Consider the following 13,224-nt stretch of genomic DNA (forward strand, 5'->3'; position numbering starts at 1 on the left):
CGGTCGTGGGCCGATAGTCCGGCCCGCAGTCTGACTTGGGCACCCCAAGCGGACGGCACGATGGAGGGGAACCTGAAGACCTGTACCGACGAGCATCAACGTGCCGCCGGATGGTCACCCTTGCCTGCCAATCCCGACGGGGGTCTCTTTCGCCGTGGCTACGTTCCTCTACAAGCTGGGCCGTCTCGCGTTCAGACGGCGCTGGTGGATGGCGCTCATATGGGTGCTGCTCTTCGTAGGCGCCGGCTTCGCCGCCTCGGCAGCCCCCGCAGCACCCGCCGACACGTTCTCCATGCCTGGCACGGAGTCGCAGAAGGCCTTCGACCTGCTCGACGAGCGCTTCCCCCAGACCAAGTCCGACGGTGCCACCGCACGCGTGGTGGTCCGTGCTCCGGACGGTGAGAAGATCACCGCCACGGACAACAAGGAGAAGGTCGACAAGCTCGTCGCCGCCCTGGGCAAGGGCGCGAAGGTCTCCAAGGTCGACGACCCGTTCAAGACGGGTGCCGTCAGCAAGGACAAGACCACCGTCTACGCGACCGTGTCCTACACGGACACCGGCACGGAGCTGAGCGACAAGAACAAGGACGCGCTCGAGAAGCTCCTCAAGGACACCCGCAAGGACGGCCTGACCGTCGAGGCGGGCGGTGACGCCGTCAAGACCGAGCAGAGCATGGGCGGCAGCGCCGAGCTGATCGGCATCGGCGTCTCCGCGGTGGTCCTGCTCATCACCTTCGGCTCGATGATCGCCGCGGGCATGCCCATCCTCACCGCCCTCATCGGCGTGGGCATCGGCATCTCCAGCATCACGGCGCTCGCCAGCACCCTGGAGCTCTCCAGCACCACCTCGACGCTCGCGATGATGATCGGTCTCGCGGTCGGCATCGACTACGCGCTGTTCATCGTCTCCCGCTACCGGGCCGAGATCGCCGAAGGACGTGAACCCGAGGACGCGGTGGGCCGCGCCGTCGGCACGGCCGGGTCCGCCGTCGTCTTCGCCGGACTCACCGTCGTCATCGCGCTCGCCGGCCTCATGGTCGTCAACATCCCGCTGCTCACCAAGATGGGCATGGCCGCGGCCGGCACGGTCGTCATCGCCGTGCTGATCGCCCTCACCCTGATCCCGGCGCTGCTCGGCTTCGGCCGCCGCAAGGTGCTGCGCCGCAAGGACCGCAAGAAGCCGTTCGGTACGCCGTTCGCCGACGCGCACGCCAAGCCGAAGCTCGGCACCCGCTGGGCCCGGTTCGTGCTGCGCCGCCCGCTGATCGTGCTGCTCTTCGCCGTCGTCGGCCTCGGCGCCATCGCGGCCCCGGCCGCCAAGCTGGAGCTCGGCCTGCCCGACGAGGGCACGTTCGCGACGGACACCACCCAGCGCAAGGCGTACGACATGCTGTCGGACTCCTTCGGCAAGGGCTTCAACGGCCCGCTGACGGTCGTCGTCGACAAGGACAGCAAGGGCGCGGGTGCCGCCGCCAAGGACGTAGGCGAGGCGCTGAAGAAGTTCGACGGCGTCGTCAACGTCACCCCGGCCGCGCCGAACAAGGAAGACAACACGGCGACGATGACCGTCGTGCCGAAGACCGGCCCGAGCGACGCCGAGACGGAAAAGCTCGTCAAGAAGATCCGCTCGGACATCAGCGACGTCGAGTCCAAGACCGGCACCGAGGTCCTGATCACCGGCTCGACGGCCATGACGATCGACTTCTCGCAGACCCTCGACGACGCCCTGATCCCGTACCTGGCTCTCGTCGTCGGCCTGGCCTTCCTGCTCCTGATGCTGGTGTTCCGCTCCATCCTGGTTCCGCTGAAGGCGGCCCTGGGCTTCCTCCTCTCGGTGCTCGCGGCGCTCGGCGCGGTCGTGGCGGTCTTCCAGCAGGGCCACCTCGCCGGAGTCTTCGGTGTCGACCAGCCGGGTCCGATCATGAGCATGATGCCGATCTTCATGATCGGTGTGGTGTTCGGTCTCGCGATGGACTACGAGGTCTTCCTCGTCACGCGGATGCGTGAGGCGTACGTCCACGGGGCGCGCCCCGGCGAGGCCGTGGTCACCGGCTTCACCCACAGCGGTCGCGTCGTCGCCGCGGCGGCGGTCATCATGATCAGCGTCTTCTCCGGCTTCATCATGGAGAACGACGACATGATCAAGATGATGGGCTTCGGCCTCGCGTCGGCCGTCCTCTTCGACGCCTTCGTGGTCCGCATGGCGATCGTGCCCGCGGTGCTCGCGCTGCTCGGCAAGTCCGCCTGGTGGCTGCCGCGCTGGCTCAACGCGATCCTGCCCAACGTGGACGTGGAGGGCGAGAAGCTGCACAAGCAGCTCGGTGACGTGAACGGCGGAGCCGCGCCGTACAGCGACCCGGAGCGTGAGCTGCAGCGCGTGCGATGACGTGCTCGGCCACGGCCGACAGCACACCGCATCGTGAGTAGTACGGCGGCCCGGTGACCGAGACGGTCACCGGGCCGCCGCGCTGTGCGGCCGCGGCCCGGCTGCCCGTGCGGCCGCCGTCCGGTTGATGGAGACTCCTCCTGGTGGCTGGTGGCTGGTGGCTGGTGGCTGGTGGCTGGTGGCCGCCGCCTTCGCCCGGCCCCGGCCCGGCGCACACCTGCGTACCGCCGTCGGCGTACTCGCCTTGGACGCCGTCGAGGAGAGCGCCGTCGGCGACCGGGACGCCCACCGCGCCGGATACGCCTCGACCACCTCCGCGGCGGGCGGGGCGCCCAAACACGCTGAACAGCGCTGATTCGGCAAGGAACGGCACCGAAGAGGTGATTCGGCTCAATTCGCGTGTTCGTGAAGTCAACTTCGGTGCTACGACACGCGTCCGTGCTAAGGGGTGGGCCGTTTTCAGCCCGGCTGCCAGGCCCTTCGTCCCGCGTGGAGCGGTGTCGCGTGCTCCTCGGACGAAGGCCCGGGGGCGCGGTCGCGCGGAGGAGGTTGACCATGATCGAGGTCGACGGGGACCGGCTCGCGGTGGTCGCTCTGGATTCCCGGCGCGCCCGGGACGTCCGGATCGCGGGGGCGAAGGCGGCGCATCTGGCGCGGGCCGCGGGAGCGGGTCTGCCGGTGCTGCCCGGATTCGTCGTGGCGGCCACGGCGGAGACCACCGACGAGTATGTGGGCGAGAGTGAACTGCGGCGCGCCTGGAGCGAGTTGAGCGACGGGGGTGCGCGGCCGCTCGTCGTGCGGTCGTCGTCCGCGCACGAGGACGGCGCCGAGTCGTCCCTGGCGGGCCTGTTCGAGACGGTCCTCGACGTGCACGGCTGGGACGCGTTCACCGACGCCGTGCGGCGGGTGCTCCGCTCCGCGCGCCGCGTCCCCGTACGGCACGTGCCGGACCGCGGGGACGACGGCGCCGCCCGCGCGGACATGGCCGTGCTGGTGCAGCCCATGGTGCGCGCCGTGGCCGGCGGGGTGATGTTCGGCGCGGACCCGCTCGCGGGGCGGTACGACCGGGTGCTCGTCAGCGCCGTGCCCGGCGGCCCCGACCGGCTGGTCGACGGCGTCGTCGACGGCGTCCGCTACCACCTCACCCGGCATGCCCGCCTGGTCCGCACCGAACCCGTCGAGCCGCGCGGCACCCGCCTCCTCGGCCGCGGCCGACTGCGCCGCCTGGTGCGCCTCGCGCGCCTGGCCCAGCGGGAGTTCGGCGGCCCGCAGGACATCGAGTTCGGCTTCGACGCCGACGACCGCCTCTGGCTGTTCCAGACCCGCCCCATCACCGCGATGCCCACGGCCCCGCCCCGCGGCGCCCGCCTGCTCGGCCCTGGCCCGGTGGCCGAGACCTTCCCCGGCGTCGTACAGCCGCTGGAGGAGGACCTGTGGCTGGCCCCCATGTCGTACGGCCTGACGCTCGCCCTCGACCTCACGGGCTCCGCCCCGCGCGGGCGGCTGCGCCGACTGCCCGTCGTCACCACCGTCGACGGGCGCGCGGCCGCCGACCTGCGCCTCCTCGGGGCGGCCCCGGCGCGCCATCCGGCCCTCGCCTTCCTCAACCCCGCCCCGGGCGCCCGCCGCGCCGCCGCGGCCTGGCGGACCGGACGCCTGCGCGCCGCCCTGCCGATGCTCGCCGTCGACCTCATGGCCGACGTGGACCGCTACCTGGGCGAACTGCCGCCACCCGAGGCGATGTTGAGCGGACGGTTGTTCGCCGCCGTCTCCTGGGGCCGTACCGTCCTGGCGTCGCTCCACGCCCAAGAGGCTCTGGCCGGAGCCCTGTTGGCGCAGGACTCGGGTGCCACCGCCGTCGGCGAAGCCCTGGCCGTCCTGGCCGAGGCGCGCGCCGCCGAACCCGACGACGCGCGCCTGGTCGCCCGGCACCCCGTGCTGCTTTCCCTGCAGCCGCCGTCGCTCGGCCCGCGCCCGCCGCTGCCCGCGCGCACCGCGTGGGCCGGGGTGCCGCGCGGTACGGCGGCCCTGCCGACGCGCGAGGGGCTGCGGCTGCGCGTCCGCTGGGTGCAGGAGATGCAGGCCGCCATGGTGCGCGAGATAGCCCGACGCTTCACTGCGGCCGGGCTCATCGACGACCCGTCCCGCGCCGCCCTGCTGCGCTGGACCGAGCTGACGTCCGCGAGCGACGGCGCCGGCCTCCCCGCCGACCTGCCCGAACGGCTGCCCCGCCCGCACCGGCCCGCCCTGCCCGCCGCCTTCCGCCTCGCCGCCGGACGCCCGGTGCCCGAACCGGGCGACCGCCGCAAGAAGAGCCCGGGCCAGGGCGCGGGCGGCGGCTTCGGCTCGGGCACCGCCTGGCACGGGACGGGCGCGCCGCCCCGGCACCCGGTCCTGGTCGTCCGCACCCTCGACCCGGCCCTCGCGCCGCTGCTGCCCGGGCTCACCGGCCTGGTCGCCGAGACCGGCAGCGTCCTGTCCCACCTCGCCGTCCTCGCCCGCGAGTACCGGGTGGCCACGGCGGTCGGCGTCCCCGACGCGCTCGGCCGCTTCCCGGAAGGGACGCGGCTCTCCGTGGACGGGGGGTCGGGAGAGGTGGCCGTGGTACGGGTGACGGCTGTGGCGGACCCGGCGGACACCGAGGAGTCCGGAGCGGAGGCGGCCGGGGCAGAGGTGGGCGGCGTCGAACCCGTCGGCGAGGAAGTCGTCGAGCGCGGCGGAGCGTCCCGGGCGGGCACTGGGCCCGACGTGCCGCCGTGCTCCCGCGACAGCGACAGCGACAGCGACAGCGACAGCCACAGCGACGGCGACGTGCACGGGCCCGTCCCGCCCGACTGCCCCGACTACCGGGAGGGCATGGCGTCATGAAGTACGTGAGCTATCTCCTCGGCGGCCTCACCGCCGCCGCGGCCGCCACCTACAGCGTCGTCTACCTCACCCGCTGGGAGTGGCAGCGCGCCCTCATCTGCGGCGTGCTGCTCCTGGTCGTCGAGGGCCTGCTCGTGTGCGCGCTGCTCCTGGGCCGCATCGGCCGTCTGGAACGGCGGATCGCCGACACGGGGGAGCGCACCGAGGAGGTGTGGCGGCGGCTGCGGGAGTCCGGCCCGGAACAGGGTGCGCGGTTCCGCTGGCTGGAGCCGCGCGAGCCCGACGGCGCCCACCGCACGTACGTCTTCGTGCCCGTCCTGATGGCGGCCGGGGTGCTGCTGTCCGGCGCCGCCTGGGTCGTGCAGCGGATCTCGGCGGCCACCGCCCGGCCCGGGGCGGAGCGCAGGCTCGCCGGGCGCCTCACGGCACTGACCGCGCCGCACGAAGAACTCCTCGGCCGGGCGCCGGAGTTGGAGGCCAGGCCCGCCGTACCGCGCCCCCGTGCCGCGCGGACGCTCCTCCTGACCGTCGTGGTCGCGGCGTGCGGGCTGCTGCTCGCCCTCCTCGTGGACACCCTGTCCGACGCCACCCAGACCCGCCCGGGCGAGGCGACGGGTTCGGCCGCGACCACCCTCGTCTACCGGGTCGAGGTGCACGGCAGCGACGACGCGAACGCCCGCGCCCTGGCCGCGCGCGAGTTGTGGGAGCGGTGCCGCCGCTCGACCGCCGCCCTCAACGTGCGGGCCCCGCTGATCCGTCTGGACACGGACGTCTGGGCCGGAGTGATCCGCCCCGCCCTGTCCGAGCACGACGTGATGCGCCTCAGTGGCTGCCTGACCGACGCGACGGCCCACCGCACCCGCGCGCGGGTCCTCGGCGAGAGCCAGGTGGAACCGGCCCGACGGGAGGGGTGAGCGCACTGAGGGCAGCTCCCCGTAACGCCAACTCCCTTGATATCAGGGCGTGTTGGAGAGGTCATTGAGACTGGTGAGGCGGTCTTGCGCGGTCACGGGGCCGCTCGCGCGCGGGTAGCCTGAAGGCGTCTGCGTTTCCTCCCCGTCCCGTGCTGGTGTGCGCCGCGCGTACCCCATCAGGTGGTGACCGCTTGTCTTCCGCGCCCTCTGCTTCGCCTTCGTCGTCGTCCCCTTCCAGGGCCCTGTCGGCCCGCGCCGCCGCCCTGCTCGGCACCGTGCGCGCCGCCGGGGCCAGAGCGCGCGGCGGACTCACACCCCGCCGCCCCCTCGCCCGCCGGACGCTGAAGACCGTCGGCCTGTGCGTCCTCGGCTACACCGTCTTCTGGCTCACCTCGGCCCTCGGCGTGCTCGCCGTGTCGGCCTGGGCGGGCGAACACGCCCCCGCCGACGGCGAGTTGGCGGGCATCCGGCACTTCCAGCAGGTCGACGACCGGTTGTGGCGCGGCTCCGCGCCCAGCGGGGCGGGCTACCGCGCGCTCGTCGCGCACGGCATCCACACCGTCGTGGACCTGCGCGCGGAAGACCTGAGCGCCGCGGCGCTCGCGCAACCGAAGCGCGCCGGACTGCACGTCGTCCGCATGCCGATCCGCGACGGACAGACCCCCGACGGCCGCCAGGTCGACCAGTTCCTGCGCGTCGTCGCGGACGCGCGCGGCCCGGTCTTCGTGCACTGCGGCGCGGGCGTCGGCCGCACCGGCTCGATGACCGCCGCGTACCTGGTCCGCACCGGCCAGGCGACGCCCAGCCAGGCGGCGCTGCGCACGGTCGCCGTGGGTCCGCCCTCGCTGGAGCAGATCTACTACGTGCTCAGCGCCGACCGGCACGCGAGCCGTCAGCCGCCCGAAGTCGTCTCACTGGTCAGCCGGCTCGCCGACGCGCCCCGCAGGATCAAAGCGTCGCTTTGAGCCGCCAGGCGCCGCCGTGGAACAGCGCCGCGCCGCCGTCGGCCGACAACTGCCCGCCGTCGGCCGCGTGCGCGCGCCCGCCCCGTCGCTGCTCGTCCTCGCGGACCCGCTTCTGCAGCAGCGTCGCCGCGAAGCGTCCGGCCACACCGCCGTCCTTCGACGGCTGCTCGCCGACGACCTCGAAGCCCGCGGCGGCGTAGTACGCCCGCAGCCGCGGGTTGTTGGCGCGGCAGTCGAGACGGCACAGGCTGCGCCCCGCGGCGCGGACCCGGCGCTCGGCGTGCTCCAGCATGCGGCGGCCGGTGCCGGGCGGCGCGACCCGGCGGTCGGTCATCAGGCGGTGCACATACCCGGCCGTGGGCGGTTGCGGGCCCCACGCCGCCGGGTCGTCCCACCACAGCTCCCAGGCGCCCGCGACCGGCCCGTCCGGGCCGAGCGTCGCGATCCAGATCTCGCTGTCCACGAGCCGCGCCCGGAAGTGCTCCTCGCCCAGCTCGCCCGGCTTCCACTGCGCGATGCCCTGCGCGATCTGCCAGCGCGCCGCCTCGTCCCGCAGGCGTACGAGCACGGGGACGTCGGACTCGTCGGCGCGCCGGAACGACAGCTCGCGCCCCGCCGCCGGTTCCAGGAGGTTGCGGCGCAGTGCGGCCACCAACTCCGCGTCGGCGCCGAGGAGATGCTCGGCGTACGCGCGCACGGACCCGTACCGCTCGGACATCCCCGCGAGGAACAGCCGCATCACCTCGGCGGGCGCGCGCCCGAAGCCGAGCCAGGCCGGTTCGCCCTCGGGGTGCTCGGCGCGCCAGTCCGCGAGGAAGCGGTCCGTGGCGAGCTCGGTGAGCGCGTAGTCCTCGACGATGTCGGCGTCGGGCACGCCGAGCAGGGCGAGCAGGAGGGCGGCGAGCAGACCCGTGCGGTCCTTGCCGGACACGCAGTGGAAGACCACCGGGCCCGCGCCGTCGTCGGCGAGCACTTCGAGGGCCCGGCGCAGCTCTTTCACGCCATCCTCCGCCATCTCCAGATAGCGCTCGCGGAGGTGGGGACCCAACGGCAGGTCGGGGCTCGACGACGGCTGGGAGTGGGAGCGGTGCTCGACGCTCAGATGGTGGTAGGCGAGCGCCGGGTGCTCGGGCACCCGGCCCTTCGCCTCGATCTCCCCCGGCTGGCGCAGATCGATGACGGTGCGGACACCCAGGGCGAGGAAGCGGTCCCAGTCGGCGCCTCGCAGCTTGCTCAGCGAGTCGGACCGGTACACCTGCTCCCAGCGCACCGCACGGCCGTCCTCAGTGACATAGCCGCCCAGGTCACGGAAGTTGTGCAGCCGTTCGAAAGGTATGTGTCTCTTCACAGTGCAGCAGCCTACGTCCGGGAAGGCCGCGAATGCCGCGATGAACATCACCGCCAGCATCGGCGTTCGATTCCCGCCAAGAGGGCTGGACAAAGGGGTCCGCCCGTGCTTCGTGACGGGGTGCGCGAGTGCTCCGCCGAGCCGCCGCGTGTCTTGTCACAGGACGCCGGGCGGCTCCGCCGACCCTACCCGGAAGATCGTCCTCCGGACACCGCGCGCCGCTTCCCGGGGACCGTCAGCGCCCACCGACCCGGACCGGCTCCGCCACCCGCGGCACCTCGTCCAGGGCGATGCCGAAGTGCGTCTCGTACGCGGCGAGGACCTCGGCGTCCGTGGCCAGTTCCGTGACGTCGCGCTCCTCGCCGGTGGTGACGGTGAGCTTGCTGCCGCTGAGGGTGACCCGGCCCGCCTCGGTGACCAGCGTGCACACGGTGGACCGGGTGAAGTTCGACTTCGGGGACGTGCGGTGGTACCACGCCCCGGCCGTGAAGTCGGCCAGCTCGCGCGGGCGTTGGTCGAGCACGTACTGCGGCTTGCCGTCCTTGAGGACGTCGAGGTCACCGCCGGGCGTCTCCACGACGCGGAACGTGCCACCGGGGTCGGCCTGGTCCCCGCGCTCGCTGAGGTCGAGCGGGAACTGGGTGTGGGTGCCGAAGCCGATGTCGGCGAGCCAGTCGCCGCCGTCCTCGGTACGCACTCGCAGCGCCAGGTGGTCGTACGGAATGCCGGGTCGTCCTTCGTCCCCGTACACCCGGGCCTGGAGCAGCGTGACCTCGAAGCCGAGCGCGGTCAGGAGCGCGGCGAAGGCGCCGTTGAGTTCGTAGCAGAACCCGCCGCGGTGCTCGTCGACGACCTTCGCCACCAGGTCCTTCTCCGTGAGGTCCACCTCCTGGCCGAGGTGGATGGCGAGGTTCTCGAAGGGGACGCTGCGCAGGTGGGCGAGGTGCAGCGCGCGCAGGGCCGAGGAGGTCGGGGCTGCGGGGCGGTCGGCGCCGATGCGGCGCAGGTAGGCGGCTGTCCGGGCGGTATCCATGGGGCAAGTCTCACCGCGGCCCGCCGGTGCGGCCACCGACCGGGGGCGGGACCGGCCCCCGTCCCCGGACCTAGGTCCAAGGTGCCCCGATTCCGCATGGCCGGCGCACCCGCCCGGTATGTATAGTCACCTCACGCCGCGCGGCACCAAGTCCGCGTGGCGTGCCAGAGAAGGAGGTGAGCCCGATGCGCGAGTACTCAACCGAACGCATCACAGTCCGGGCCCTCCTGACCGCCGTACGCGTCTGATCCGTACGGCCGCCGCGCAGGAGCGCCCCGCTTGGCCCGCCCGGTCCAAGCAATCGAATGTCACCGCATCGAAGCACTCCTGAGCGAAGGAACCATGACCGCTACGCCTTTCCGGATCGCCGTGCCCGACGACGTCCTCAGCGACCTGCGCGCACGACTGACCCGCACCCGCTTCACCACCGCGTCCGACACCGCCCACTGGGCGGCGGGCACCGACCCGGACCACCTGCGTGACCTCGTCGCGTACTGGGCCGACGGCTTCGACTGGCGCGCCGCCGAGGCCGCCCTGAACGAATTCCCGCACCGGATCGCCGAAGTCGCCGGATCCCCGGTGCACTTCATCCATCTGCGCGCCCGACGCCCCGAGGGCGCCACGGCGCCGCTGCCGCTCGTGCTCAGCCACGGCTGGCCGAGCAGCTTCGTGGAGATGCTGCGCGCCGCCCGGCGCCTCGCCGACCCGGCCGCCCACGGCGGCGACCCCGCCGACGCCTTCGACGTGGTCGTGCCCTCACTGCCCGGATTCCTCTACTCCGGCCTGCCGCAGGCGCCGTTCACCCGCCGGCACGTCGCCGAGATCTGGCACTCCCTCATGACCGAGACCCTCGGCTACGACCGCTACGGGGCGTTCGGCGGCGACATCGGCGGCGGCGTCACCCAGTGGCTGGGCGCGCTGTACCCGGAGCAGGTCGCCGGGGTGCACATCACGTCCGCCGTGGCGAGCGCGGACTTCGAGGAGGAGCCGCCGACGCCCGCCGAGCAGACGTACCTGGACGCCCTTGCCGCATACGACATCGGGGACCAGGGCTACAGCGAGATCATGTGCACCCGGCCCGACACGATCGCCGCCGCGCTCCTGGACTCGCCCGCCGGGCTGCTCGCGTGGATCGTCGACAAGTACCGCGACTGGAGCGACTGCGACGGTGACGTCGCGCGGCGCTGGGACCGGGACACCCTGCTGACCGTCGCCACGCTCTACTGGGCCACCGGCAGCATCGGCTCGTCCTTCCGGCAGTACTACGACTACCACCTGAACAAGCGGATGCCGCGTATCACCGTGCCCGCCGCCGTCACCCTCAGCAACGAACCGGCGTTCACGGACTACCCGAAGAGCCTCGCCGAGCGGGTCTTCGCCGACCTGCGCCACTGGAACACGCCGGAGCGCGGCGGACACTTCATGGCGCACGAGGAGCCCGACCAGGTCGTCGCCGAGCTGCGGACGTTCTTCGGCCCGCTGCGGAGCGCGAGCTAGCCGGTCGGCCCGCGCGGGTCCGCCGTCCCGGGGAACACCGCTCCACGGGACGGCGGACCCGCGCGGGCACCGGCCGCGTCGGTGGAAAGCGGGAGCAACAGGTCGATATAGGCTGTACGTTCTGTTTGCTTCAGCCCGTGACCCACTCGGAGAGTTACCAGTGACCGTAGCGATCGCCCCGTCCGAAGCCGCCGCACCGGCCGAAGCCGAGGTCGCCCACCTCGCCCCGGCCGCCGACGCCCCCACGGACGCCCACGCGGCCGCGGACACGCAGGCGGGCACGCCCGAGGACGCGCGGGAGCTGGTGACGCGCGACGCCCGTGACTTCGGCGCCTACGCCCGCACCGGCGGCTGGACCTTCGGCCTGAAGGTGGCCCGCAGCGTGCGGCCCGGCGGGCAGGCCGCCGAGGGCACGCCGAAGGTCTCCGCGAAGGAGTTCGCCGAGCTGGCCGGGTGCTCCGCCGAGCGCGTCATGCGCTACTACAAGGCCTGGGACAAGGCCGCCGACGACGGCCTCGTGCCGCACTTCGAGGCCCTGACGCCTGGCGGGGACGTCGAACTCCCCGACGCCGACGTCTGGCTGACCTACTACGTGCCGCGCTCCAGCGCCACCTCCGCGCGCGGCACCGCGATCACCGCCGCCGCCGAGGCAGAGGGCATCCGCCCGACCAAGGCCCTGGAGGTCGCCGAGAACCCCACCGCGCTGCGCGCCGCGATCCTGGCCGACCCCTCCACCGCCCAGGCCGCCCGGCACGCGCTGCTCGACCGCCTCAAGGAGGACCCGGCCCTCCAGACCGAGCTGGCCCGCGACATCGCCCGCACCGACGACCTGAAGAAGGCCGTCGCGGGCGAGACCAGGGCAGCGGACCGCATCGAGTACGTCCGCAAGGTCGCCGAGGAGGGCCAGATCCGCACGCCCGCCGGGCAGAAGCTGGACGCCCCCGCCGAACTGCGCGCCGAGGCCGAGCGGCACCTGTCCCTCCTCGACGAGCTGGACGACTCCGAAGAGGCCGGTGAGTGGGCCGCGGAGGCGTACGACACGGTGAAGACCCTCGTCGCCGAGACCGTCGAGGCCGACCCCGAGCTGCGCGTGCAGGAGCGGCGCACGAAGTTCTACAGCAGCCTGCAGAAGGCCACCAAGGTCTTCGAGGAGCTGACCCTCGACGACGCCGTCGACTTCGACGACATCTACGAGGACGACATGGTCCAGCGTCTGGAGGAACTCCAGCAGGCCATCACCACCTGCATCACGGCGCTGCGGAAGGCCTCGGAGACGCGCTGACCGCCGGGCCCGGGGCGGCTGGGACCGTCCCGGGCCGAGGGCTCGTCCGGCTCAGGGCAGGATCGAGTCGACGTACCCGCCGTCCACCCGGACCGCACCGCCCGTGGTCGCGGAGGCGAGGGGCGAACTCAGATAGACCACCATGTTCGCGATCTCCTCGGGCTCGATGAGCCGCTGGATCAGTGACTGGGGCCGGTGCAGGCGCATGAACTCACGCTGTGCCTCGTCCCATGCGAGACTCCGGTCGACCAGTTCGTACACGAAGTCCTCCACGCCGCCCGTGTGCGTCGGCCCGGCGATGACGGAGTTCACCGTCACGCCGGTGCCCGCGGCCTCCTTGGCGAAGCCGCGGGAGACCGAGAGCAGCGCGGTCTTGGACATGCCGTAGTGGATCATCTCGGCGGGGATGACGACGGCCGAGTCGCTGGCGATGTTCTGGATCCGGCCCCAGCCGCGCTCCTTCATCCCCGGCAGATACGCGCGTGTCGTCCGCACCGCGGCGAGCACGTTCACCTCGAAGTACCGGCGCCATTCGGCGTCGGAGATGTCCAGGGCGGCCGCGGCTCCGAAGACGCCCAGGTTGTTGATGAGGATGTCCGCCTGCGGAAGCGCGGTGAGCACCTGCTCCAGACCGTCGTCGGTGGTGATGTCACCAGGGGCGGCCACCAGGTCCGCTTCGGGGTCCGCGGCGCGCAGCCGCTGAAGGGCCGCGTCGACGGACTCCTTCGTACGTCCGTTGACCGAGACGCGCGCTCCGGCGCGGGCCAGACCCGCGGCGATCGCGGCTCCGATTCCCTGGGTCGATCCCGTGACCAGGGCCGACTTTCCGGCGAGGTCGATCAGCACGTTGTGCACCTTCTCTGTCGTCGTGGTGTCGAGCGGATTCCTTGCCGTGAGCCATCCTCTCCCAGGGGCGGCTGCGCGTTTGCAA

10 protein-coding genes are annotated in these 13,224 nt (G+C 72.9%); 7 read left to right on the forward strand and 3 right to left on the reverse strand.

Features of this window, described 5'->3' with window-relative positions; genetic code table 11:
* The first annotated feature begins 154 nt into the window (after nt 1-154).
* The 5 genes from ACZ6BG_RS15675 (at nt 155) to ACZ6BG_RS15695 (ending at nt 7,133) form a co-directional block, all read left to right on the forward strand.
* Nucleotides 155-2,386 carry an MMPL family transporter gene (locus tag ACZ6BG_RS15675; RefSeq protein ID WP_469001029.1) on the forward strand — a complete coding sequence of 744 codons (2,232 nt, stop codon included), beginning with the start codon at nt 155-157 and terminating at the stop codon, nt 2,384-2,386.
* A 127-nt stretch (nt 2,387-2,513) separates the two neighbouring features.
* Nucleotides 2,514-2,741: a hypothetical protein gene (locus ACZ6BG_RS15680; RefSeq protein WP_469001031.1), complete on the forward strand. Its 228-nt coding sequence runs from the start codon at nt 2,514-2,516 to the stop codon at nt 2,739-2,741.
* Nucleotides 2,742-2,941: 200 nt separating this feature from the next.
* Nucleotides 2,942-5,254, forward strand: coding sequence for a PEP/pyruvate-binding domain-containing protein (locus ACZ6BG_RS15685; RefSeq protein WP_469001033.1), 2,313 nt, complete (start codon nt 2,942-2,944; stop codon nt 5,252-5,254).
* On the forward strand, nt 5,251-6,168 hold the full coding sequence (locus ACZ6BG_RS15690) for a hypothetical protein (RefSeq protein WP_469001036.1): 918 nt from the start codon (nt 5,251-5,253) through the stop codon (nt 6,166-6,168). The genes ACZ6BG_RS15685 and ACZ6BG_RS15690 overlap by 4 nt, the downstream gene beginning before the upstream one ends.
* A 191-nt stretch (nt 6,169-6,359) precedes the next feature.
* Nucleotides 6,360-7,133 (forward strand): fused DSP-PTPase phosphatase/NAD kinase-like protein, encoded by a 774-nt coding sequence (locus tag ACZ6BG_RS15695; protein WP_469001039.1) that lies wholly within the window; start codon nt 6,360-6,362, stop codon nt 7,131-7,133.
* Here ACZ6BG_RS15695 and ACZ6BG_RS15700 read toward each other — a convergent pair.
* Together ACZ6BG_RS15700 and ACZ6BG_RS15705 are read right to left on the reverse strand one after the other, a co-directional pair.
* Nucleotides 7,117-8,481 carry a GNAT family N-acetyltransferase gene (locus tag ACZ6BG_RS15700; protein ID WP_469001041.1) on the reverse strand — a complete coding sequence of 455 codons (1,365 nt, stop codon included), beginning with the start codon at nt 8,479-8,481 and terminating at the stop codon, nt 7,117-7,119. The genes ACZ6BG_RS15695 and ACZ6BG_RS15700 overlap by 17 nt on opposite strands.
* Before the next feature lie 235 nt (nt 8,482-8,716).
* Nucleotides 8,717-9,514 (reverse strand): arylamine N-acetyltransferase family protein, encoded by a 798-nt coding sequence (locus tag ACZ6BG_RS15705; RefSeq protein WP_469001044.1) that lies wholly within the window; start codon nt 9,512-9,514, stop codon nt 8,717-8,719.
* A gap of 342 nt (nt 9,515-9,856) precedes the next feature.
* Here ACZ6BG_RS15705 and ACZ6BG_RS15710 point away from each other — a divergent pair, with 342 nt between their 5' ends.
* Both ACZ6BG_RS15710 and ACZ6BG_RS15715 read left to right on the forward strand, forming a co-directional pair.
* Nucleotides 9,857-11,011, forward strand: a complete 1,155-nt coding sequence (locus tag ACZ6BG_RS15710) for an epoxide hydrolase family protein (RefSeq protein WP_469001047.1) — start codon at nt 9,857-9,859, stop codon at nt 11,009-11,011.
* A 160-nt stretch (nt 11,012-11,171) separates the two neighbouring features.
* Nucleotides 11,172-12,293 (forward strand): hypothetical protein, encoded by a 1,122-nt coding sequence (locus ACZ6BG_RS15715; protein WP_469001049.1) that lies wholly within the window; start codon nt 11,172-11,174, stop codon nt 12,291-12,293.
* A gap of 51 nt (nt 12,294-12,344) precedes the next feature.
* Here ACZ6BG_RS15715 and ACZ6BG_RS15720 read toward each other — a convergent pair whose 3' ends face one another.
* The gene (locus tag ACZ6BG_RS15720; protein WP_469001051.1) at nt 12,345-13,139 is read right to left on the reverse strand and encodes an SDR family NAD(P)-dependent oxidoreductase; all 795 of its coding nucleotides are present in this window, start codon (nt 13,137-13,139) and stop codon (nt 12,345-12,347) included.
* Nucleotides 13,140-13,224 lie beyond the last annotated feature (85 nt).

The sequence above is a fragment of the Streptomyces sp. NPDC041205 genome, assembly GCF_055591765.1.